This window comes from Bacillus sp. ISL-57, from assembly GCF_018613135.1.
In the GTDB taxonomy this organism is placed as follows: Bacteria; Bacillota; Bacilli; order Bacillales; family DSM-1321; genus Peribacillus; species Peribacillus frigoritolerans.
The window spans coordinates 183,579-205,474 of sequence record NZ_JAGGQV010000004.1; the positions used below are offsets into that span (position 1 = coordinate 183,579).

Below are 21,896 nucleotides of genomic sequence, written 5' to 3' on the forward strand. Positions count from 1 at the left end.
GGGATATCCGTCTTTCTCTTTTTTTTATGAATTTCGCATCGGAATTTACACTGACAGCTTCGGGAATCCGATTAGTTGACACAGTAATACCAGGATGATATAAATGCATGTGCATGCATTATATAAAAGGAGATGAAGAATGATGAATGATTTATTTTCACCTTATCGCATAAAAGAACTTGAACTTAAAAATAGGATCGTCATGCCGCCGATGTGCCAATACTCCGTCGAAGCGGAAGATGGTATACCAACGAACTGGCACCAGCAGCATTATGTAAGCAGGGCAGTTGGCGGCACGGGGTTAATTATAGTGGAAATGACCGATGTGGAGCCTGATGGGCGCATTTCTAATCGCGATCTTGGATTATGGTCCGACGATCAAATTGAGGCTTTCTCCAACATCGTTAAGGAAGTTCATCAATACGGTGCAAAAATCGGGATACAAATTGCCCATGCAGGCCGTAAAGCGGAGGATGCGGAACCGCCGGTGGCACCTTCAGCCATTGCATTTGATGAAACGTACAAAACACCAAGAGCTTTAGAAACCGAAGAAGTGAAGGAAATGGTCGATAAATTCCGGGCATCGGCCAGAAGGGCAGTTCAAGCAGGATTTGATGTAATCGAATTACATGGTGCACACGGGTATTTAATCCACCAATTCACATCACCGCTTACGAATAAACGTGATGACGAATATGGAAGAGACCTGACTAAATTCGGAGTGGAAGTCATTAAAGCAGTGAAAAGCGAAATGCCTGCCGACATGCCTTTAATCATGCGCATTTCTGCAAAAGAATACGTTGAAGGCGGATATGGCATTGAAGAAAGCATTGCATTTTCACAAGTCTTTAAAGAAGCAGGCGTCGATATGTTCCATGTAAGCTCTGGAGGAGAAGGCCCGATTGGAGCGGACGGAAGGCCTGGTACCCATGCCAGCTATCAAACTCCGTTGGCCAGGGAAATCAAAAAAGCATTGGATATTCCGGTGATTGCTGTAGGTCGTTTAGATGATCCGATTCTAGCAAATTCAATCATTGGCAATGAAGAAGCCGATTTGGTCGCTGTCGGCAGAGGAATGCTGCGAAACCCTTATTGGGCACTTGAAGCATCTAAAGCTTTGAATATAAAAACGGAGATCCCTAAACAATATCAACTGGGATTCAAGCATTGATACGGATTTTTAAAACGCCAGCGAATATTATATTCGCCGGCGTTTTTTCATTCAGTGCATGAGGGGATTTGCAAACGCGAATCCATTACGTGATGTTTGACTGGAAATTTTGCTATAATGAAAAAGATAAATCAAACGATAATTCGAGGTGCTAATTATGGAAGAAATCAAAATCATTACAACGGAAGAAGTGGAAGCTAAGCTTGAGGCAGGAGAAGCGATGGAACTTGTCGATGTTCGTGAAGACGAAGAAGTGCAAGAGGGAATGATCGAAGGCGCGAAACATATTCGCATGAATGATATCCCGGCCAACCTTGACTATTTTGATAAAGAAAAAGAATATATCTTTATCTGCCGTTCAGGACGCCGCAGTGAAAATGTATGCCATTATCTTCAGGAACAAGGATATAAAGTGGCAAACATGGTTGGCGGAATGCTTGAATGGGACGGCGAAGTCATCGTTAAGTGAAGTTCTTCAAAAAGGCCTGTTACTTTTGTAAGCGTAAATCCAAGAATGTGACGGCTTATAAGAAAAAAGATTATGGTTTGTTCACAATGCCGTGAATATGCGGAAAGTCGTGCATATTTGAAGGCGTGAAAACAAAGAGTCCTTTCATCATGAAAGGACTCTTTTTTCTATATGAATCTCACTTACGGGGGTGCAAACGTTATATGTTAAAATTAGGGTGCCGAAGTCAGAAGATACAGAAAAAGGAGAGTTGAAAAATGAATGTTCATAAAATTGCGGTCATTGCGGGTGACGGAATTGGCCCTGAGGTGATTAATGAGGGTGTAAAGGTCCTTAAAGAGGTGGCGGCCATTGCCGGTGATTTTTCTTTCCAGTTCACCTATTTTCCATGGGGGTGTGAATATTACCTTGAGCACGGCAGAATGCTGCCCGACGATGGACTGGAACAACTGATGAAGTTTGACGCCGTATATCTGGGGGCTGTCGGTTATCCTGGTGTCCCGGACCATATTTCCTTACGTGAACTTCTGCTGAAGATCAGAAAGGGATTTGACCAATATGTGAATGTTCGACCCGTTAAATTGCTTCAAGGTGCACCCTGTCCATTAAAAGACGTGACTCGTGACCAAATCGATATGGTTGTCATCCGTGAAAACAGTGAAGGGGAATATTCCGGTGCCGGTGATTGGCTTTTTAAAGGAAAGCCGGAAGAAGTCGTCCTGCAGACGGGGGTCTTTTCACGAAAGGGAACCGAGAGGATCATCCGTTATGCTTATGAACTGGCGCGCAAGACGGGAAGGACGTTAACGAGCATAAGCAAGGCGAACGCATTGAATTATTCGATGGTTTTTTGGGATCAGGTTTTTGAAGAAATTGGACAGGAGTATCCGGAAGTAGAAACGAATTCCTATCTGGTCGATGCGGCAAGCATGTATTTTGTCAAACAGCCCGAACGGTTTCAAATCGTTGTCACCTCCAATTTGTTCGGTGACATCATAACGGATTTAGGTGCTGCCATTGCAGGCGGGATGGGACTGGCGGCCGGTGCCAATTTAAACCCGGAACGGATTTATCCTTCGATGTTCGAACCGATTCATGGTTCAGCCCCGGATATAGCACATCAAGGCATCGCCAATCCACTTGCGGCCATATGGTCTGCCAGTCAGATTCTCGATTTCTTTGGACATGAGGTTTGGGGTGCGAAAGTGTTGGACGTGATTGAACAGGCGATGGTCGATAAAAAGGTGCTGACTCCTGATATGGGCGGGGCAGCTTCTACAGAGGAAGTAGGCGATGAAGTGGTTAAAATATTATCCGCTTTACAAACAAATCAAGTATAAAAATCAAGTGAAAAGGGCATCCTGCACAATAACTATCATTATAGTAAAAGGGCGGGGAGAGCCGATGATACAAGTGAAATTATTTGATTATGAGCATGAAAAGGATCTAGAGGATGAAATGAACTTTTTCCTGGAAGACATTCGTGATAATCAAATCGTCGATATCAAATACAATGTCGCCACTACAGGTGAAGAGGAAGAGGAACAGATCTACTGTTTCAGTGCGATGATCATCTATAAAAAAAAATAAAGGCCGGGCTGGCCCGATAATCAATAATGGACTACCTATTGCTTGCTGACGGGCAATCAAAGGTAGTCTTTTTTCCGTCTTGACATCCTCCGAAGGGGGCATGTTCGTTGTGGAAATTAGGACGATGTCGCTTCCCCGCCATTGACATGAAGTGTTTGCCCTGTCACAAAACGGGAATCATCAGAGGCGAGATAGACAAAGGTGGGAGCCAGTTCAAATGGCTGGCCTTGACGCTCCATCGGATTATCGACTTGTGTCACTTCGTCTGCCGAGAAACTTGCCGGGATGAGGGGTGTCCAAAACCTTCCGGGCGCAATGGCGTTCACCCGGATGCCTTGATCGACAAGACTGTTTGCCAAGGCACGGGTAAAACCAATGTTGGCCCCTTTAGTCGCCGTATAATCAATTAATTGCTTATTTCCATTGAACGTCACGACAGAAGATGTATTAATGATGGAGGCCCCAGCTTTTAAATGGGGAAGGGCAGCACGCGTCGTATAGAAGTGGGAATAGATATTCACTTTAAAGGTATCATCGAATTGCTCATCCGTAATATCAAGCAAGCTTACTTGCTGAAATTGAATGCCCACGTGGTTACAAAGAATATCGAGCTTTCCGAATGTTTCGATGGTGTCTTCCACGATATCGATGCATTGCTGCTTATCCCTTAAGTCCCCAGGCAACAGTAAGCAACGTTGCCCAAGCTCTTCAATTCTCGTTTTAGTCCGATTGGCATCCTCATGTTCATCCAAATAAGCGATGGAAACATCTGCCCCTTCTTTAGCGAAAGCGATGGCAGCCGCAGCGCCATTCCCACTGTCTCCGCCAGTTATCAATGCGACTTTACCTGTTAATTTCCCGCTGCCCCTATAATTGGGGTTTTCGATGATGGGCCTGGGCACCATTAATTTTTCCACACCGGGTTGGCGAAATTGACGTTGCTCCGGAACCGTGATGGGTACGTCTTGATAACGGGTGACCTTCCCATAATTCGGGTGCACGGGATAGCTTTTACCGGATGATTTCTTTTTATTATCTTCTGCCATGAGGGGTCCTCCTAATAAAGAATTTAGTCGGATTACTTTATGATGATCAGGCATATGCCGTGCATGAAGAACATGTATCGGGACGGGCTCGTTGCCGTGCGGCTCGAATATGCTGAAGGGGAGAAAAAAGTTTTTGGAGGCCTCTATATGCCATATTATTTTAGCGAAGAAGTGAAGTGGTTATTGGTCGAACAATCGGATGAAAAGGTGGAGTTGTTATATGACTCCAACCCAAATACCTTTGAATTGCCGCTTATTGGACCAAGACCGCCATATTATTATAACCCGCGCTATGTGCCGTACTATCCCGTGATTTAAGAGTGAACATCCAAAGGGACAATGCATGAAGTACGGAGCCGGATTGGGCTGCCTTGGTCTTTCTACGAGTGGGCTAAAAGCAGCCACAATTCGACTCAACTAAATTCCAGATCTTAACATGACAGTAGGGAAAACTGATTATATTCTTCTATGAATTTTACAAACACGGAGATAATGGGTAAAGTTATACATAATACATAGTGCGGACAGGTGTATTTAAAGGAGAGATCCATTTTGGATAATAAAATGAAACAACTAATAGAAAATATACAGCAATCGGATGGTGGCCATATTTTATACTGTTTTAATGAATTGGAAGCCTACATTGAAAATGAGGCAACTTTCATCATTACCGGTGTTCAACAGGGAGACCATATCCTGGTCGTCGAAAACGACCGTATCTTTCCTTTCGTGTACAAGAAATTGCAGCTTCATTTAAATGAGGAGCAATTGGAGCAAGTGCATCTTATGAATAATTTTGATTTTTATTGTTTTCATGGAGACTTCCAACCTTCGACGATGGTTAATTATTTCTTAGAAAATATCGATGCATACACCAAACGCAATCAGCACATTCGGACTTGGGGCCATGTTGAATGGGGCCATGACGATCAAGTCAGCTTTGCGATAGGCGAATATGAAAAAGGGATCGACAAATTGATCCAGGAAAGAGGATTGATTTCGGTATGTGCATACGATGACTGCAGAGTGCCTGCCGAGCTTAAAACAAACTTGATCAAGCATCATGGAATCCTGATTACCGATGAAATAATCACGATTTTAGCAAACGGATAGAATAAAGGGGCGAGGTATTTGGAAAGTTTTACTGAACGGGTCATTCATATCATACAACGAATCCCCTCCGGTAAAGTGATGACATATGGTCAAATAGGACAGCTCGCCGGAAGTCCGCGCGGTGCAAGGCAGGTCGTAAGGATCCTTCATTCTAGCAGTAAAAAACATGACCTTCCTTGGCACCGGGTGATCAATGCCAAAGGTGAAATCGGCATAAAAGCGGAGGGCGCTGCAGAACACCAGAAGGCGATGCTCGAGAGTGAAGGCATCACATTCACGGGACGGAATACCATTGACCTCGAAGCATATCGTTATCATCCAGAAATATTTTAAACGCATAGCCGGACTAGTAGTGGAGGGAGCGGGTTCGGCCGAAAAAGTACAGTGAAGGCCCAAACAACAGCACTTACACCAGAATCAAAGCCTAACGAACACCGAATGGATGTATAGGCTTACGAAATCGAAGTAAAAGAGGCTGATCCAAGCGGATCAGCCTCTTTTACGGATCATGAACGGGCAGACATGGCAGCATTCATGCCGGCGAGCCTGCCGGTTACTAATGCCGATGTGATATTGTAACCGCCTGTGTATCCGTGTATATCCAGAATTTCACCGCAGAAATACAGTCCGTCCATTAGTTTGGATGCCATTTCTTTTGGATGTATTTCTTTGACGGATACGCCGCCGCCCGTTACGAAGGCTTTTTCTAGCGGCTGGGTGCCGTGCACCCCGAATTGGAAGTCCTTGCATAATTCTGCAAAGCGGCGGATTTTTTCATTTGATATCGTCGCCCCTTGCTCTTGAAGGTCGATGCCGCTTCGCTCAAGCAGGAAGTGAAGGTATCGTTCAGGAACTAAACCTTTTAAGGTGTTTTTAATGGCTTTTTTCGGTTCGGCTTTTATTTCCTTCATGATGTCTTGAAAAACCTCTTCCTTGTTTCGGTCCGGCAGGGCATCGAGTTTCATGGTCACTTCCGACAGGTTCCATTTCTTCATCGCTTTCACGACGAATTGGCTGCACCTTAGAACAGCTGGACCGGAGACGCCAAAATGGGTGAAGAGCATATCCATTCTATGTGTGATCAGGGCCTTGCCCTTTGGGTTAAGGACACTCAATGAAACATCGCGAAGTGCGAGACCTTGAAGTGTTCGATCTTTAATGAATGTTTCATGGCTAAGTACGGGAACTTCAGTCGGGAACAATTCGGTAATCGTATGCCCCGCTTTTTTAGCCCATGCGTAGCCGTCTCCGGTTGAACCGGTGTGGGGAACCGATTTCCCGCCGACTGCAATCACGACTGCATCCGTGTCAATGGTCTGGCCATCTTTTAACCGGACACCGCTGGTTTTTCCATGTTCATAGAGAACTTCCGCAACGGGAGAGTTCTTGTAGATCGTTACTTTTAAATTCGACAGGCGCGTCAGAAGGGCATCCACGACGCTTTGCGCTTTATCATTGACAGGAAACATCCGGCCATGGTCCTCTTCTTTTAGAGCGACACCCAACTTTTCAAAGAATTGAATAATGTCCTCATTATTGAACTCTGAGAAAGCACTGTATAGAAATCGCCCGTTTCCAGGGATATGCTGAATGATTTCATCGATTGAGAGCCTGTTCGTCACGTTGCAGCGTCCCCCGCCCGAGATTGCAAGTTTCCTTCCAAGCTTCTCTCCTTTATCCACTAACAATACATGGGCACCTTTTTCCCCGGCTGCTATTGCTGCCATCAATCCGGAAGGACCGCCGCCAATTACCACTACATCATATTTCAAATTGATCACCACTTTATCATTTTCAGTCCCTTCATTATATAGCAAGAGCCCGTCAGATTGCGAATGTAGAAAAAAAGGAATTATTTGTTTGTGTATTATCTTCGAAAACGATAAACTTGAATGTAGTTTTCTATAGAAAAAATACTTTAATATGATAAGATAAAGAGCGTGTGAAACGTAACTGACAGAGGCAGGAAGGGATTAGATGTCATCTAAGTTTTTAAAAGGGGCTTTTATATTAACGCTGGGAGCGATCATTTCCAAGGTTCTTGGTTTATTTTATGTCATCCCATTTGAACATATGGTTGGGAATAAAGGGGCTACCCTCTATCAATATGGGTACGTTCCATATACCATTTTCATTAGCTTTGCAACGGCAGGCATGCCGCTTGCAGTATCTAAATTCATCTCGAAGTACAATGCGCTCGAGGAATACGCAGTCGGTGAGAAGTTATTTAAATCGAGCCTGAAATTAATGGTTATCACCGGTTTTCTCGCTTTTTTGATTCTCTATACGATGGCCCCGCTGTTTACTGGAGTCTTTGGGGTCAATCCGGAAGATGCTGCGGATGTCACGGAGATCATTCGGGCAGTCAGCTTCGCCTTGATTTTTGTACCGTTCATGAGCATCATCCGCGGCTTCTTTCAAGGACATGAAGCGATGGAACCAACGGCCATCTCCCAGGTTGTCGAACAAATTGTCCGCATCGTGTTCCTTTTGGCCGGTGTGTATGTTGTTTTGAATGTCCTTGACGGAGAGTTAGTGAGAGCCATCCAAATAGCTACCTTCGCGGCAACGGTCGGGGCTGTCGGGGGGTTAGTGGTGTTATTTTGGTATTGGAAAAAACAAAAACCATATTTGGACAGCTTGATGAAGAAAGACAGGGGAACGATGGAAATTTCCCTGAAGGAGATTTATAAAGAAATATTCCTTTCGTCGATTCCTTTCATATTCGTCGGAATCGCGATGCCAATGTTTCAGTTGGCTGACTTATTGTCTTTCAACAAGGCGATGTCGTCGATCGGGCTGCAGCATGTTGCTGAGGATGCACTAGGGGTGTTGAATGTGTATGCCCAGAAGCTTGTCTTGATTCCGATGACGCTTGCAACCGGGTTTTCGATGGCGCTTCTTCCTTCAGTGACGAAGGCATATGTAAGCGAGGATTCAAACGAATTCAACCGCCAGCTGAACCAAGCCTTTCAAATTTTGTTGTTCATTACAATTCCGGCAGTCGTTGGCATGTCTGTACTAGCCGATCCAATCTATAGTGCCTTTTACAGCCATGATCCACTTGGAATCAGTGTCCTGAAGGCATATGCGCCCGTTTCCATCTTGTTTGCGCTTTTTTCCGTTTCGGCAGCTGTATTACAAGGGATCAATCAGCAAAAATATACAGTGCTCAGCCTGCTTGTGGGCTTTTTAATCAAATTGAGCTTGAATATCCCATTGATCAAGTTGTTTGAAACGGAAGGATCCGTTTACGCTACGGCATTCGGTTACTTGGCTGCAGTGCTGCTGAATTTGTATGTCATTACCTACTTTACTGGATATCGTTACAGCCTTACCATCAGGAGATCTGTTTTAATATCAGTTTTTTCAATAATAATGGGACTGGCTGCCTGGGGCATGAACTGTTTACTATCGCTATGGCTTACAACGGAAGGGCGCTTCCAGGCGATTTTGATCGTGGCCGTTTGTGCAATTTTTGGAGCGCTCGTTTATGCGGCTCTTTCCTTGAAAAGCAAACTTGCCCATCGTTTGTTCGGTGCCCGGATCGATCGGTTAAAAGCTAAATTAGGATTGTAAGCTGGAAGTTTGATGTGTAAAAAAAAGGGTATTGAATGGTGAATCCCCGATTAAAATATATTGGCCTTGCCTGTCATTAAAGTGGGCAAGGCTTTTTACTGAAAAAGGCTTTAGGAGGAAACGATGAGAATAGATAAGATTTTATCCAATATTGGTTATGGCAGCAGGAAAGAAGTGAAAAAGCTCCTGAAATCCGGTGCCGTCAAGGTTAATGAAAGGCTGATTAAGGATCCGAAGGAACAAGTGGACCCTGATACGGAAAACGTGACGGTTCATGGTGAACGGGTTGAATACAGGGAATTCATTTATTTAATGATGAATAAACCGCCGGGCGTATTGTCCGCAACGGAAGATAACTACCAAGAAACGGTCATCGACATCTTGGAGCCGGAAGATTCGGTATTTGAGCCATTTCCTGTAGGCCGTCTTGATAAGGACACAGAAGGTTTATTGCTGATCACGAATGACGGAAAGCTTGCCCACCAACTGCTTTCCCCAAAGAAACATGTCCCTAAAACATATTTTGCGGTCATTGATGGCGAAGTGACGGAACGGGATATCGAGGCATTCCGCAACGGAGTGACCTTGGATGATGGATACGAAACAAAACCAGGAGAATTGAACATTTTAAAATCAGGCCTGACATCGGATATCGAGCTAACGATCATGGAAGGGAAGTTCCATCAGGTGAAGCGGATGTTTGAGGCCGTTGGCAAACGTGTCGTCTACCTAAAGCGTCTTTCCATGGGGAGTTTACAGCTTGATGAGGAACTCGAGCTTGGTGAATACCGTGAGTTGACGGCGGAGGAGCTTGAACAGTTAAAGGCGGGCCAACCGGCTGAATGATAGCTGGACACAAAAAATGAGGCGGATAATATTGCCCGCCTCAAAGTATTTTACATATCGATCTTGTTCGGGTGGTCGTTCTTTTTACGATGACATCTTCACCTTTTTACTTGTTGTCGTCCAAAGGCCTCGGCTTGGGCTTTGAACAAGGTCATTGTATGCTAAGACATTTAAATCGCGCTGCACAGTTCGAGGAGTGATGCCAAATTCTTCTACAAGCTCTTGAGTAGAAACCGTACCGTTATTGCTAATGAACATATAAACGGATTTAATACGGGTTAACATGCGATTTGTTGAAGGTTTCAAAAAATCACTCCTTATTCTTTTCATTGTTATTTTGAACAAATGAAAACAACCGATATGTCGGACAGCATTCCAGCTGTCACTATGTACTTGCTATACCCACCCTATAACTCCTCGGAAACATTAGAAAAAATAAGATGTCATTAGCTTCATTCTACCCCTTTGCAAAAGCAAATTCTAGGAAAAGATACTAATTGACTAAATATTACATTTATTATATCAAATTTTAACAAAATTATTCTCATTGCCTATACAAAATTAATAAAGGGTTGTTCCATTTGTTCATGCTCCTATTTTGCCAATAAAGAATGCTTACTATGCACACAATACAAACGTTGACATTTAAAGCATATGCATGTTATTTTACTTAAAACAGTCCTTAAATCGTAATTATTACGCTTTATGTGTTAGTGGAGGAATTGCTTGATGGCTAACCGTTACGATGTCATAATGAGGTATCGGGCAGTATAGACTTTTCATACATATCCAAGAGGACTTAAATATAAACCAATTCGAGGTAGAGCCATATGAACGATAGATTAATGGAGTTTTTATTGCGCGACGAAGTAACCAGACTTTCTGGCGCCAAAAAACAAGTGTATGAATTCATCGTGAACGAAGAAGATTATCTTGCATCGAAGGCGGACACGGTCGATCAATTCATGAGATTGCTGGTAAAGCATTCTCCGCCCAGGCTTGCAGCCCGTCATTTCAATATGCCCTATGGGGAAATCATCCGTTTCATGAATGAAATAGAAGATGAACTGAATGAGAGATTAGAGGAAAGATGCAAGAAAGTGAAGTGGATGGACTACACGGAAAAAGACCAGCAGGCATTTGAGGAATATCATAGGAAGTTATATCTTTTCGTAAATTAATCAATTGGATCATGAAAATGCCCGGAATGAAAGGGCATTTAAGAATGTAGACAAACTCGATGAAAATCGAATTTGTCTACATTTTTTTTAGGGGTTTGTACAATTTGAACGTTGATTGGAACGTAGGGCACTCGCTTTCCGCGGGTGGTCCGCCCTCGGCGACTGCGGGGTCTGCCTTAGACACGCTTTTCCCACAGGCGTCTCGGTACCTTCCGTTTCAAACAATACTCTGTAATAACCTTAGATAGGACCCTTTTGTATATAAACTGAAATGCCCCGGAATGAAAGGGCATTTTTTTATTTGTCCGCAACCGTTAAACGGGTATCCAGCACAATCATTGTTTGAATGGACCATAAGAGCAAGAATGAGGACGATTTGGAGCTGGGCTGATTGTTAGAATAAGGACAAATGAATTTAAGGAGCATCTATAATGACCAAGATTAACGAATTCAATGAATTACACTTTTCGAAGGACCTGTTGATATTGGGGAACGCCTGGGATCTATTGTCGGCCTTGATTCTCGAGAAATCAGGATTTAAGGCGATTGGAACGACAAGCTGGGGAATTGCCAACTCCCTGGGTTATTCTGATGGCGAAGTGATTGATTTTGAAAGACATTTAAGTATCATTAAACTAATTGCGGATAATGTAAAAATTCCCGTCACCGCGGACATTGAAGCAGGCTATGGTGAAACCGCAGAAAAGGTTGTCGATAATGTGTTAAGGACGGCAGACGCCGGTGTAGCCGGGATCAATATTGAGGATTCCCTCAAAAAACAAAAAGGGCTAAGAGATATATATCAACACTGCAGCCTGCTATTAAAAATAAGGGAAGCTTTGGATTATAATGGGTATGAAGGTTTTTACATCAATGCCAGAACAGATACTTATTTTCAAAAAGATAATCCTTTCCCGGAAACGGCAGAGCGGGCAAAAGCGTATGTGGAGAGTGGTGCCAGTGGAATATTCATCCCTGGATTAACGAACCATGATGAAATAAAGGAAATCACTTTGAATATAGGTGCTCCCCTTAATGTATTATCTTTGCCTGGATTGACGAATGGTAAGGAGCTTGAAGAATTAGGCGTAAAACGCATCAGTTTCGGGAATGCCCTGTTCGATAAAGCCATTGCATTGATAGAACGAGATACAGCACGAATAGTAGAGCTAAGTGACACCTCACATTTATATGGGAACTAAAACCTGAAAGGATGAGGAGTATAATGGCTGTTGCTATAAATCTTTCTTTTGAAGAAATGTGGGCGAAAATCATTGCTTGCGACCCTAAATATGACGGATTATTCTTTACCGCAGTAAAGACAACTAAAATATACTGCCGCCCTTCCTGCAGGTCAAGGAAGCCGAAAAAAATAAATGTGAAATTCTATCATGACATTGATGAAGTTGAAAAGGCCGGTTTCCGTGCTTGCAAACGATGCCAACCGGAAGTTGATGATTCCCCTCAGTTGGGACTTGTAAGGGATATCATCGCTTTCTTGGTCAATCAGTATAATCAAAAAGTTGAATTAAAGGATATTGCCAATCATGTCGGCGTAAGTTCCTATTATCTGGAGCGGCTGTTCAAAAAGGAAACATTAGAAACTCCCCGTTCGTACTTGGAAAAAATAAGAGTGGATAAAGCTTCATACCTTCTAACAAGCACAAGTCTAACGAATCTTGAGATTTGCCTTGAAGTGGGCTTTCAAAGCCCTTCAAACTTTTATAAAGTATTTCGCCGTTTGAAAAATTGTACTCCCAGTGAATATCGCAACATGAATCTTAAGAATCGAATGTAAGCCGCATATACAGAAATGGGGGTCCTTATATGAGTGAATTATATAAACTAGATTATGAATCGCCGATTGGAGTTATCGAGATATCAGGAACGAATGATGCCATCTGTTCCATACTGTTCGCTGAAAGGAAGATAAAGATAAATATTATGCAAGAGCAAACGCCCAAGGTTTTGGCGGAGTGCTTTAGTCAGCTTGATGAGTATTTCAAAGGTGAACGCAGGGAATTTACATTTCCTTATATACTTGAAGGGACCAACTTCCAAAAAAACGTGTGGAACGCATTAACAGGAATCCTGTACGCCAACACGGGTTCCTATAAAGACATCGCCGTTTCAATCGGTAATGAAAAAGCCATTAGGGCAGTAGGGAGCGCTAATGGAAGAAATAAGTTAAGCATCGTGATTCCATGTCATCGAATAATAGGTTCAAATGGGAAATTAACTGGTTATGCGGGTGGCTTGTGGAGAAAGGAATGGCTCCTTCAGCATGAAAGGAATTTTAATTGAGGTACTTAGGCTCAACATTATGGGAATCACCGAGCCACTCTCCATTGATGGAGGACACAGTTTTTTATTTAAAGTTCCAGTTGTTTCAGAAATCCGTTCCTCTTCCGCCGACTGTCTGCCAAGCCTCATCAAAGCAAGCGTCTGTGGGGTCTCTGCAAGCCCGTTATTCGGCAGGAGTGTCGCAAATTTCATCCATCCATTAAGGAGTACAGGAAAAAAACATGAAGGATAAACCAGTCTTAAACATGGTTTGGAATGTACCAGCCTGATTTTTCTTTTAGAAAATCCCAGTTGATTGGAACGTAAGGTACGAGACTCCTTCGGGAAAAGCGAGTCCAGGGGAGACCTCACAGGCGCAAGGAGCGCCGAGGAGGCTTCCCGGACTGCCCGCGGAAAGGCGAGTGCCTGGAGTCGAAATCAAAATTTTACACCGCCTCAAAAAAAACTGTGGAAAAAAGGATTTCTATCTTTTAAAACACGTTCCAGTTGATTGGAACGTAAGGTACGAGACTCCTGCGGGAAAAACGAGTCCAGGGGAGACCCCACAGGCGCAAAGAGCGCCGAGGAGGCTCCCGGACCGCCCGCGGAAAGCGAGTGCCTGGAGTGGAAATCAACGTTGTATTAAGGGAATGCCTTTAAAATCAATTAGTCCGGCAGTTATTGATTTCACGAAGGCGCTCGACAAAGATAAACCCTGTAAATTTGTAAAGTGTCCTTCGGCCAAAGGGATTTGGCATTCGCCGAACCCCTTTTGTCTACAAACTGAAAAACGGGAATTATACGATTGTATAGTTCCCGTTTTTTCTTGCTTTTAAGAAAGAATCAAATGTGTGCCGATCTCTTTAAACGAAGAGATGAAATCTTTAGGCAGATGTTCGTCAGTAATGATGTAATCGATTTTATCCAGTGACGATATCCCGATGGTCACGTCTTTCCCGAACTTGGAGCTGTCAGCGGCAACATAGACTTCTTGGGATAAATCAATGATTTTTTTTCGTGTGTTCGCTTCTTCTAAATTATAGTCGGATATCCCTTTTTCAACGGTTATGCCGCTCGCACAAATGAATGCCTTTGAAATATTCAATTCACTGAAGTTGAATAAGTAATCAAATGCAACGATGGATTGTTCATTTCTCCTGACTTTCCCCCCTATGATCAATATCTCTATATCGCTATGAATGAGCTCATTTACAACGGGGATCGAACTGGTTATTACGGTCAGTTTCTTTTTCTGTTTTATATATTTAGCGATTTGATAGGTTGTCGAACCACTATCGATATAAATGCAATCCCCATCGGCGATATACTCACTGCATTTTTGGGCGATGGACTCTTTTTCTTCTAATTGACTGAACATCCGTTCATCTATCGTCGATTCTCCAAACTTCGATTGAACCAGCTTAACGCCGCCATAGATCTTTTCAATTTTTCCTTGCCTTGTAAGAAGGTTTATATCCCTTCTGATGGTTTCGATGGAAACTTGCATTTCTTCAGTAAGTTCGGCAATCTTCATCACTTTTCTAATCGTTAATAACTCGATGATCTTCTTTTGCCTTTCAAGAGGAAGCATAAGTTACACCCGCCTATTCTTCATATCTATCTTCCTGATATTCAGTTTAAGTGTACTGTTTACTGCGGACATATTCAACATATAGATGATAAAAGTATCACTAGTTGGTCAAAAGTTAGTATTGATTTAGTAAAAAGATGTTCAATATTTACAGAGTATTTACAAATATCCCAACTTCGGTTTACAAAGGGCTTTTATACTAAGGGTGTATTAAAGGAGGTGAACGGTTTGCTAAAACTACAAAATATTAGCAAGCAATTTGATGGAAAATCAGTTTTGGATCATATAAATCTTGAAATTAAAACGGGGGAGATCGTTTCACTATTAGGACCAAGTGGAAGCGGTAAAACTACTTTATTACATATAATTTTGGGCTTGACGGGCATCAATCATGGAAAAATCATTTTCAATGATACCGATTTGAGTAACGTGCCCATGAAAGACCGGGGATTTAATATCGTTTTCCAGGATTACGCTCTTTTCCCGCATTTGAATGCCTATGAAAATATCGTTTATGGATTGAGGAACAGGAAGGGATCCGTTTCCAAGGAAGAGCTTCAGGATTACATCGATTTCCTGGAATTAACGCCGCATTTGAAAAAAAGGATAAGCGAATTGTCAGGGGGTCAGAAACAAAGGGTTTCTATCGCAAGGACTCTTGTAATGAAGCCGAAGATCCTCTTACTTGATGAGCCGCTGAGTGCTTTGGATGGTGTGATCAAGGAATCGATAAAGGAACGCATCAAATCCATTGCCCGCGAATTTAAGCTGACGACCATCATAGTGACTCATGACCCGGAAGAGGCTTTGACGATGTCGGATAAGATTTTGATCATTAATCAAGGGAATATTTCTCAATTTGGATCACCGCAAGAAATCATCAATCAGCCAGCCAATGATTTTGTTAAGGAATTCATTCTTAAACAATTGGAGATCAAGAGAGAAAATATTTATAACTTATTCGGTGAAAAGTATGCCTGATGTAAAACCGGCAATGAGAGTCATTTATATACCTATCTTACTGCTATTTGCCGCTTTTCTTTTCTTGCCGCTTGGCATGTTGTTCGTCCGTTCTTTTGAAACGGCTGATGGAATCAATCTCTCGAATTATCTAACGGTCCTTTCCAATGCAGAGCTGATGAAGTCATTTGGAAACAGCATGAAAATCTCGGGACTCACAGCCGTCATTACGACCATTTTAGCCTTTTTCCTGGCCTATTCCATCCATTGTACACAGGTTTATAGGCCATTAAAAGGTGTAATTAAAACCGGGATCCTTATTCCGATGCTGCTTCCGACAATCACATTCGGGTTTGCGATCATCTACTCTTTCGGCAATCAAGGAATCATGACGAAGATTTTTGGAAGGAATCTATTCGATATATATGGATTTAATGGATTATTGATAGGTTATGTGATCTATACATTGCCATCAGCTTTTCTTCTCATTAATAATTCCTTCAAATACATGGATAAAAAGTTCATCATCGTTTCAAAATTGATGGGTGACGGAACGATAAGAAGTTTCTTGAATACGATCATACGGCCATTGGCGGGAACTTTAGGTGGAGCTTTTGTCCTTTCCTTCATCTTGAGCTTCACCGACTTTGGGATACCGGCTTCGGTCGGCGGGACCTACTCCGTCGTTGCGACGCAATTGTATCAAGTCATGCTGGGTTCCATCCCTGATTTCAATAATGGGGCAGTCATTGCCATTCTCATGCTCATTCCGGTAGTATTCAGTGTTTTCCTATTAAACTATCTGGAAAAACTTAATTTTCATTATGACAAGTTCAGCGATATTGAATTGACGCAGCACAAAGGGAGGGATATCTGTTTTGGAAGTATCTCGCTACTGGTCTTAATAGGAATGTTTTCTGTATTTGCAGTCATGTTCATTGCACCATTTTTAACTAGTTTCCCTTACGATCTCTCGTTCACCTTAAAGCATTTTATCGACACATTCCAATCGAGCGATTTAACGGCAGTTTATAAAAACTCCTTATTCGTTGCCTTGATGACGGCCGTACTGGGAACGTTCGTCGCCTTTAGCTCGGCGGTCTTGAATGTCAGGACGCCCCTTAAAGGGAAATCATCAATGGATGTCATTTCGATGTTGACGAATACAGTACCGGGAATGGTGTTGGGTTTATCGTATTTGCTGCTGTTCAACGGCAGCAGTTGGAAGGGGACCTTTGCCATCATCATTCTATGTAACATGGTCCACTTCTTTACGACACCCTATTTAATGGCAAAGAACTCTTTATCCAAAATGAACCCTGGTTGGGAAACCACCGGGAATTTATTGGGGGATAGCTGGATCGGGACAATCTATCGTGTCATTCTGCCTAACTCGGCATCTACGGTGATCGAGATGTTCAGCTACTATTTCATCAATAGTATGGTGACGATCAGCGGAATCATCTTTTTGGTCACGGCCCAAACCACATTAGTGGCCAGCAAAATTAAAGAACTTCAGCATTTTGCCAAATTCAATGAAATATTCATCCTGTCTTTACTTATCTTTTTTACAAACCTGATCGTGAAGCTGCTTTGTGATCATTATCAAAAAAGACAATTCAAACATTAATGAGGGGGATATTATGTCTAAAACGTTGAAGATAGCCTTACTTTCTTTAATTGCTTTAAGTTTGGTATTTGTATTGGTGGGCCGTAACAGCGGCAAAGCGGATGAGGAAAAGGTGGTCATTTATACGAATGGCGATGAAGAAGCCACTGCCGCAATGGAGACTTCCCTGAAAGATGCCGGATACGAAGGGAAATATGTCCTTCAATCATTAGGCACTTCCGAATTAGGCGGGAAACTGTTGGCAGAAGGAGATGAAATCGAGGCTGATGTCGTGACGATGAGTTCCTATTTCATTGAAAGCGCACAGGAACAGCACTCCATGTTCAAGGACCTGTCATTTAGTACGAAAGCATTGGAAAAAAACCCAGCCTATTACACACCGATTTTGGCAAATACAGGTTCCATTTTTGTGAATACAGAAGTGCTTAAACAAAAAGGCCTGCCGATGCCTGCCTCGATTAAGGATTTAACAAAGCCGGATTATAAAGGGTTCGTTTCAATTCCTAACATCCTGGACTCTTCAACAGGGTGGCTGTTAGTTCAAGCAATAATCAGTCAATATGGTGACGCAGAGGGCAAAAAGGTTCTTCATGACTTAATAGCGAATAGCGGTCCGCATCTTGAGAGCTCAGGTTCAGGCCCGATCAATAAAGTTCAAGCAGGGGAAGTGGCTGCCGGTTTTGGTTTACGCTACCAAGCTGTGATGGCTAAAGAGTCAGGCTTACCGATCAAGTTCGTCGATCCGGTTGAGGGGAATTTCTCCTACACGGAATCCGTGGCTGTCGTGAATAAAGATAATGAAGCTAAAACAAGCTTGGCGATGAAAATGGCAGAAACGATCAGTAAAGATGCTAGAGAAGAATTGCTGAAACATTACCCTGTCGCACTTTATGAAGGTGAAAAGGTAACGGAAAAGAACAAACCGGCCCACCCTAAGAAATACAGGCAGCCCCTAACGGTTGAATTATTGAAACAGCATCAAGAGTTCTTTAAATCAGCACAATGATGAATACAGTGAGGAGTGAAGGAAAATGAATACGTATAAACTATTGACGCCTGGACCGCTGACCACTACAAGTACGGTGAAACAGGAAATGCTTGTTGACCGCTGCACGTGGGAAAATGATTATAAAGAAATCACACAAAAAATCAGATCCCAGCTTCTTGAACTGGCATATGCTGCAAACGGAGAATATACAGCTGTACTTATGCAGGGAAGCGGCTCGTTTGTTGTAGAATCCGTACTGACGACTGCACTTTCAAAATCCGATAAAGTGCTGATCATTACGAATGGAGCATATGGAAAACGGATTGTAAAAATGGCGGAGTGCATTGGTCTGAATCATGTTGAATATGGCGTTGAGTTCAATGAATATCCAAAGGAAGCTGAAATCCGGAACATTTTACTGGCTGATCGTGACATTACACATATAGCGATGGTTCATTGTGAAACGACGACAGGGATTTTAAATCCGATAGAGATGGTTTCGAGGATATCAAACGAACAAGGGAAATCCTTGATCATTGATGCGATGAGCAGCTTTGGCGGAGTGGAGATGAATGTGCCAGAACTCGGAATTGATTATTTGATCAGCAGTGCGAATAAATGCATTCAAGGAATCCCTGGTTTTGGCTTTGTCATTGCAAAGCTTGAGAAATTGTTGGCTTGTGAAGGCAATGCCCGCAGTTTGTCCCTGGATTTATATGACCAGTGGAAAGAAATGGACAAGGATGGGAAATGGCGTTTCACATCTCCAACACATGTAGTGGCCTCGTTTGCTAAAGCGCTGGAAGAATTAACGGAAGAAGGCGGCATCCCAGCCAGATTCACCCGTTATAAAAATAATAATGATAGGCTGAGGGAGCTGATGGGGAAATTGGGCATCCATGCATACATCTCACCTGATAAACAATCGCCTATCATTACAACTTTCCTTTTTCCAACTGAAACCTTTGATTTTGGGGACTTCTACAATTTCATCAAAGAGAGGGGTTACGTAATTTACCCCGGAAAGCTGACTGACATCGATACATTCCGGATCGGCAATATTGGCGAAATCCATGAAGAAGATATCGAGGAACTAGGCAGGATCGTCGAAAAATATATGAAAGTGGTGACAGTATGAATAAGGTAGAAGGAATCATTTTGGATTGGGCTGGAACAGCAGTGGATTTTGGATGTTTTGCACCAGTGAATGTTTTTGTGGATATTTTTAAGAATGCTGGACTGGACGTGACGATGGAGGAAGCCAGAGCTCCGATGGGCATGCTGAAAATCGACCATATTCGTGCGATGCTGACCATGCCAAGGATATCCTCGTTATGGGAGGAGCAATACGGAAGGCCATTCAATGAGGAAGACGTTGAAAGACTATATGCTGAATTCGAACCGGCGCTGATGATGTCATTGGCGGATTATACAGATCCCATTCCAGGGGTTATCGAGACGGTGGAAGCATTAAGGAATCGCGGCCTGAAGATTGGGTCGACAACGGGATATACCGATACAATGATGGAGGTCGTCACAGTAAATGCTTTGAAAAAAGGGTATGGGCCGGATTTCCATGTAACCCCGGATGCAACCCATTCGATTGGAAGGCCATATCCTTACATGATCTATCGGAATATGGAAAAGTTGAAATTAGCGGCATCATGGAAGGTGGTGAAGGTAGGCGATACCACTTCCGACATGAAAGAGGGGGTGAATGCTGGAGTATGGTCGGTCGGAGTCATTGTCGGAAGCTCTGAGATGGGATTGAGTTTGGATGAGTATACAAGTTTGCCAGAAAAAGATAAACAAGATCTCATCTCTAAAACGGCACATATCTTTTTGGAAAACGGGGCAGACTTTACCATAAAAACGATGGAGGAACTACCTGAACTCATAGATCATATTAACCTTCTTATAGCGGACGGGAAAAGACCTCGTTCAAACTAACATTCATCACAAAGAAAGTGCAGCAACTTTCATCCTTGAGCAGGGATGAAGGATGGCTGCACTTTTTTCAACTTCATACATACGTGCAGAATGCATCGTTTTTTTTGAAATTTAACTCGACTGCTTATTGTAAAAAGTGAGAAAAGAGTGTACGATTAAATGAGAATGATAATCAATCACACTTGATTACCGGGGAGTGGACGTAGATGGAACAGCAGGATTTATTTGATGTAACGGTTATTGGGGGAGGGCCAGCAGGTCTTTACTCCACTTTTTATAGCGGACTTAGAGAAATGAAAGTTAAGCTGATTGAATACCAGCCACGGCTGGGCGGGAAAATTCATGTCTATCCAGAGAAAATGATTTGGGATGTAGGAGGGCTGACACCCACTACCGGGGAAAAATTAATCGAGCAGCTAGTGGAGCAAGGTTTAACATTCAATCCAACAGTCGTCTTGAATGAGAAAGTGGAATCAATCACACGTAATGAAGAAGGCATCTTCGTTTTACATACGGCTTCAGGTCAAGTGCACTTTTCCAAGACGATCATTGTCGCGGTTGGCGGCGGAATCCTGAATCCGCAAAAGTTGGAAATAGACGGGGCAGAACGGTTTGAAGTCTCCAATTTAAACTATACTGTCAAGTCTTTCAATCGTTTCAAGGATAAGACGGTGATCATTTCAGGCGGCGGGAATTCTGCAATAGACTGGGCAAATGAATTAGAGCCCATCGCCAAAAAGGTGTACCTGACATACAGGAAAGATAGTTTGGCAGGACATGAATCACAAGCAAGGCAATTGATGGAAAGCTCTGCTGTTTGTTTCTTGAATACGACGATTACAAAATTGATCGCCTGCGACGATCATGAATCAATTGAACATGTTGAACTGACGAATCACGCAACGGGAGAGGTATCCTACTTACCGATCGATGAAGTCATCATCAATCATGGTTATGAGCGTGATACATCGCTGCTTCGAAATAGTAAAGTGGACATTGCCATTGCCGATAACTATTATATTGAAGGTACTCCTGCAAGTGAATCCTCGATGGATGGAATATACGCAGCCGGTGATATCCTTAAACATGAAGGTAAATTGAACCTGATAGCAGGCACCTTTCAAGATGCTGCAAATGCCGTAAACAAGGCAAAGCAATATATCCAGCCTGACGCTCACGGAGTCGGAATGGTTTCTTCCCATAATGAAATCTTTAAAAAGCGCAACAGGGAATTGATCAAGGAAATGATGAAACCGGCTGGGGTACTTTAAAAGGAAACGGAAACTGACAGCTGTTCGAATTGTCCCACCCTAAAACCATGATGATTTCCGCCATGGTTTACTTTTTTATGTATGGAATCCCATTGGAGTGAAAAGGGGGGCGACACTCCTGCCGATTAACTGGCTAGCCAAAGACTCGCTGGATGCTTGGCAGGATGGAAATGGAGCTGATTTCCGAAAGCAGCTGGAACTTCTTTCAGGGTTTGTATAATCTGTTCG

Annotated in this window: 24 protein-coding genes; 20 read left to right on the top strand and 4 right to left on the bottom strand. The window is 42.9% G+C overall.

What is annotated here, in order from left to right; translation table 11 throughout:
- The first annotated feature begins 142 nt into the window (after positions 1-142).
- The 4 genes from J7I90_RS09315 (at position 143) to J7I90_RS09330 (ending at position 3,230) form a co-directional block, all read left to right on the top strand.
- Positions 143-1,171 (top strand): NADH:flavin oxidoreductase/NADH oxidase, encoded by a 1,029-nt coding sequence (locus J7I90_RS09315; RefSeq protein WP_214771331.1) that lies wholly within the window; start codon positions 143-145, stop codon positions 1,169-1,171.
- A 157-nt stretch (positions 1,172-1,328) separates the two neighbouring features.
- Complete coding sequence (locus J7I90_RS09320) at positions 1,329-1,640, top strand: rhodanese-like domain-containing protein (RefSeq protein WP_034309364.1); 312 nt, start codon at positions 1,329-1,331, stop codon at positions 1,638-1,640.
- A gap of 257 nt (positions 1,641-1,897) precedes the next feature.
- Entirely contained in the window at positions 1,898-2,980 is a 1,083-nt protein-coding gene (locus J7I90_RS09325; protein ID WP_214770839.1) for a tartrate dehydrogenase, read from the top strand.
- Between the two features lie 64 nt (positions 2,981-3,044).
- Positions 3,045-3,230 (top strand): sporulation protein Cse60, encoded by a 186-nt coding sequence (locus J7I90_RS09330; RefSeq protein ID WP_048682016.1) that lies wholly within the window; start codon positions 3,045-3,047, stop codon positions 3,228-3,230.
- A gap of 116 nt (positions 3,231-3,346) precedes the next feature.
- On the opposite strand, the gene J7I90_RS09335 is transcribed toward J7I90_RS09330, so the two are convergent.
- Positions 3,347-4,276, bottom strand: a complete 930-nt coding sequence (locus J7I90_RS09335; RefSeq protein WP_214770841.1) for an SDR family oxidoreductase — start codon at positions 4,274-4,276, stop codon at positions 3,347-3,349.
- A 63-nt stretch (positions 4,277-4,339) separates the two neighbouring features.
- Here J7I90_RS09335 and J7I90_RS09340 point away from each other — a divergent pair, with 63 nt between their 5' ends.
- From J7I90_RS09340 to J7I90_RS09350, 3 genes are all read left to right on the top strand, one after another.
- On the top strand, positions 4,340-4,594 hold the full coding sequence (locus tag J7I90_RS09340; RefSeq protein ID WP_214771369.1) for a hypothetical protein: 255 nt from the start codon (positions 4,340-4,342) through the stop codon (positions 4,592-4,594).
- A 234-nt stretch (positions 4,595-4,828) separates the two neighbouring features.
- The gene (locus J7I90_RS09345) at positions 4,829-5,389 is read left to right on the top strand and encodes an MEDS domain-containing protein (protein WP_214770843.1); all 561 of its coding nucleotides are present in this window, start codon (positions 4,829-4,831) and stop codon (positions 5,387-5,389) included.
- A 78-nt stretch (positions 5,390-5,467) separates the two neighbouring features.
- Positions 5,468-5,722, top strand: coding sequence for an MGMT family protein (locus J7I90_RS09350; protein WP_053537337.1), 255 nt, complete (start codon positions 5,468-5,470; stop codon positions 5,720-5,722).
- A gap of 173 nt (positions 5,723-5,895) precedes the next feature.
- Here the strand turns inward: J7I90_RS09350 and J7I90_RS09355 are convergent, their stop codons facing one another.
- On the bottom strand, positions 5,896-7,161 hold the full coding sequence (locus J7I90_RS09355) for a BaiN/RdsA family NAD(P)/FAD-dependent oxidoreductase (RefSeq protein ID WP_034309353.1): 1,266 nt from the start codon (positions 7,159-7,161) through the stop codon (positions 5,896-5,898).
- A gap of 205 nt (positions 7,162-7,366) precedes the next feature.
- On the opposite strand from J7I90_RS09355, the gene J7I90_RS09360 reads away from it, so the two are divergent.
- Both J7I90_RS09360 and J7I90_RS09365 read left to right on the top strand, forming a co-directional pair.
- Positions 7,367-8,968, top strand: coding sequence for a putative polysaccharide biosynthesis protein (locus J7I90_RS09360; RefSeq protein WP_214770845.1), 1,602 nt, complete (start codon positions 7,367-7,369; stop codon positions 8,966-8,968).
- A 123-nt stretch (positions 8,969-9,091) separates the two neighbouring features.
- Entirely contained in the window at positions 9,092-9,814 is a 723-nt protein-coding gene (locus J7I90_RS09365; protein WP_034309348.1) for a pseudouridine synthase, read from the top strand.
- A gap of 84 nt (positions 9,815-9,898) precedes the next feature.
- Here J7I90_RS09365 and J7I90_RS09370 read toward each other — a convergent pair whose 3' ends face one another.
- Positions 9,899-10,120: a DeoR family transcriptional regulator gene (locus tag J7I90_RS09370; RefSeq protein ID WP_034309346.1), complete on the bottom strand. Its 222-nt coding sequence runs from the start codon at positions 10,118-10,120 to the stop codon at positions 9,899-9,901.
- 524 nt (positions 10,121-10,644) lie between these two features.
- On the opposite strand from J7I90_RS09370, the gene J7I90_RS09375 reads away from it, so the two are divergent.
- From J7I90_RS09375 to J7I90_RS09390, 4 genes are all read left to right on the top strand, one after another.
- Complete coding sequence (locus tag J7I90_RS09375; RefSeq protein WP_095394273.1) at positions 10,645-10,995, top strand: hypothetical protein; 351 nt, start codon at positions 10,645-10,647, stop codon at positions 10,993-10,995.
- 431 nt (positions 10,996-11,426) lie between these two features.
- Positions 11,427-12,197: an isocitrate lyase/PEP mutase family protein gene (locus J7I90_RS09380; protein ID WP_214770847.1), complete on the top strand. Its 771-nt coding sequence runs from the start codon at positions 11,427-11,429 to the stop codon at positions 12,195-12,197.
- A gap of 23 nt (positions 12,198-12,220) precedes the next feature.
- Positions 12,221-12,793, top strand: coding sequence for a bifunctional transcriptional activator/DNA repair enzyme AdaA (locus J7I90_RS09385; RefSeq protein WP_214770849.1), 573 nt, complete (start codon positions 12,221-12,223; stop codon positions 12,791-12,793).
- Positions 12,794-12,822: 29 nt separating this feature from the next.
- Positions 12,823-13,299, top strand: coding sequence for a methylated-DNA--[protein]-cysteine S-methyltransferase (locus J7I90_RS09390; protein WP_214770851.1), 477 nt, complete (start codon positions 12,823-12,825; stop codon positions 13,297-13,299).
- Between the two features lie 811 nt (positions 13,300-14,110).
- Here J7I90_RS09390 and J7I90_RS09395 read toward each other — a convergent pair.
- A complete protein-coding gene (locus J7I90_RS09395) occupies positions 14,111-14,869 on the bottom strand; it encodes a DeoR/GlpR family DNA-binding transcription regulator (RefSeq protein WP_214770854.1) in 759 nt (252 codons plus the stop codon).
- 228 nt (positions 14,870-15,097) lie between these two features.
- Between J7I90_RS09395 and J7I90_RS09400 the strand changes: the two genes are divergently transcribed.
- The 7 genes from J7I90_RS09400 to J7I90_RS27750 all read left to right on the top strand — a co-directional run bounded on the left by J7I90_RS09400 (position 15,098) and on the right by J7I90_RS27750 (position 21,888).
- The gene (locus J7I90_RS09400; protein WP_095392822.1) at positions 15,098-15,850 is read left to right on the top strand and encodes an ABC transporter ATP-binding protein; all 753 of its coding nucleotides are present in this window, start codon (positions 15,098-15,100) and stop codon (positions 15,848-15,850) included.
- Complete coding sequence (locus tag J7I90_RS09405) at positions 15,843-17,459, top strand: ABC transporter permease subunit (protein WP_214770857.1); 1,617 nt, start codon at positions 15,843-15,845, stop codon at positions 17,457-17,459. Before J7I90_RS09400 ends, J7I90_RS09405 begins: the two co-directional genes overlap by 8 nt.
- A gap of 13 nt (positions 17,460-17,472) precedes the next feature.
- The gene (locus tag J7I90_RS09410; protein WP_214770859.1) at positions 17,473-18,465 is read left to right on the top strand and encodes an extracellular solute-binding protein; all 993 of its coding nucleotides are present in this window, start codon (positions 17,473-17,475) and stop codon (positions 18,463-18,465) included.
- A 25-nt stretch (positions 18,466-18,490) separates the two neighbouring features.
- Positions 18,491-19,585: a 2-aminoethylphosphonate--pyruvate transaminase gene (gene phnW / locus J7I90_RS09415; protein ID WP_214770860.1), complete on the top strand. Its 1,095-nt coding sequence runs from the start codon at positions 18,491-18,493 to the stop codon at positions 19,583-19,585.
- The gene (phnX, locus tag J7I90_RS09420) at positions 19,582-20,397 is read left to right on the top strand and encodes a phosphonoacetaldehyde hydrolase (RefSeq protein WP_214770862.1); all 816 of its coding nucleotides are present in this window, start codon (positions 19,582-19,584) and stop codon (positions 20,395-20,397) included. The genes phnW and phnX overlap by 4 nt, the downstream gene beginning before the upstream one ends.
- A 206-nt stretch (positions 20,398-20,603) precedes the next feature.
- Positions 20,604-21,668 carry an NAD(P)/FAD-dependent oxidoreductase gene (locus J7I90_RS09425; protein WP_053535980.1) on the top strand — a complete coding sequence of 355 codons (1,065 nt, stop codon included), beginning with the start codon at positions 20,604-20,606 and terminating at the stop codon, positions 21,666-21,668.
- 97 nt (positions 21,669-21,765) lie between these two features.
- Positions 21,766-21,888: a hypothetical protein gene (locus J7I90_RS27750; RefSeq protein ID WP_285289423.1), complete on the top strand. Its 123-nt coding sequence runs from the start codon at positions 21,766-21,768 to the stop codon at positions 21,886-21,888.
- Positions 21,889-21,896: the final 8 nt, after the last annotated feature.

Excerpts from the sequence above, each read along its gene's own strand:
- J7I90_RS09315 (WP_214771331.1), top strand. The coding sequence starts at position 143 with ATGAATGATTTATTTTCACCTTATCGCATAAAAGAACTTGAACTTAAA.
- J7I90_RS09320 (WP_034309364.1), top strand. The coding sequence starts at position 1,329 with ATGGAAGAAATCAAAATCATTACAACGGAAGAAGTGGAAGCTAAGCTT.
- J7I90_RS09325 (WP_214770839.1), top strand. The coding sequence starts at position 1,898 with ATGAATGTTCATAAAATTGCGGTCATTGCGGGTGACGGAATTGGCCCT.
- J7I90_RS09330 (WP_048682016.1), top strand. The coding sequence starts at position 3,045 with ATGATACAAGTGAAATTATTTGATTATGAGCATGAAAAGGATCTAGAG.
- J7I90_RS09335 (WP_214770841.1), bottom strand. The coding sequence starts at position 4,276 with ATGGCAGAAGATAATAAAAAGAAATCATCCGGTAAAAGCTATCCCGTG.
- J7I90_RS09340 (WP_214771369.1), top strand. The coding sequence starts at position 4,340 with ATGAAGAACATGTATCGGGACGGGCTCGTTGCCGTGCGGCTCGAATAT.
- J7I90_RS09350 (WP_053537337.1), top strand. The coding sequence starts at position 5,468 with ATGACATATGGTCAAATAGGACAGCTCGCCGGAAGTCCGCGCGGTGCA.
- J7I90_RS09360 (WP_214770845.1), top strand. The coding sequence starts at position 7,367 with ATGTCATCTAAGTTTTTAAAAGGGGCTTTTATATTAACGCTGGGAGCG.
- J7I90_RS09365 (WP_034309348.1), top strand. The coding sequence starts at position 9,092 with ATGAGAATAGATAAGATTTTATCCAATATTGGTTATGGCAGCAGGAAA.
- J7I90_RS09375 (WP_095394273.1), top strand. The coding sequence starts at position 10,645 with ATGAACGATAGATTAATGGAGTTTTTATTGCGCGACGAAGTAACCAGA.
- J7I90_RS09380 (WP_214770847.1), top strand. The coding sequence starts at position 11,427 with ATGACCAAGATTAACGAATTCAATGAATTACACTTTTCGAAGGACCTG.
- J7I90_RS09385 (WP_214770849.1), top strand. The coding sequence starts at position 12,221 with ATGGCTGTTGCTATAAATCTTTCTTTTGAAGAAATGTGGGCGAAAATC.
- J7I90_RS09390 (WP_214770851.1), top strand. The coding sequence starts at position 12,823 with ATGAGTGAATTATATAAACTAGATTATGAATCGCCGATTGGAGTTATC.
- J7I90_RS09395 (WP_214770854.1), bottom strand. The coding sequence starts at position 14,869 with ATGCTTCCTCTTGAAAGGCAAAAGAAGATCATCGAGTTATTAACGATT.
- J7I90_RS09405 (WP_214770857.1), top strand. The coding sequence starts at position 15,843 with ATGCCTGATGTAAAACCGGCAATGAGAGTCATTTATATACCTATCTTA.
- J7I90_RS09410 (WP_214770859.1), top strand. The coding sequence starts at position 17,473 with ATGTCTAAAACGTTGAAGATAGCCTTACTTTCTTTAATTGCTTTAAGT.
- phnW (WP_214770860.1), top strand. The coding sequence starts at position 18,491 with ATGAATACGTATAAACTATTGACGCCTGGACCGCTGACCACTACAAGT.
- phnX (WP_214770862.1), top strand. The coding sequence starts at position 19,582 with ATGAATAAGGTAGAAGGAATCATTTTGGATTGGGCTGGAACAGCAGTG.
- J7I90_RS09425 (WP_053535980.1), top strand. The coding sequence starts at position 20,604 with ATGGAACAGCAGGATTTATTTGATGTAACGGTTATTGGGGGAGGGCCA.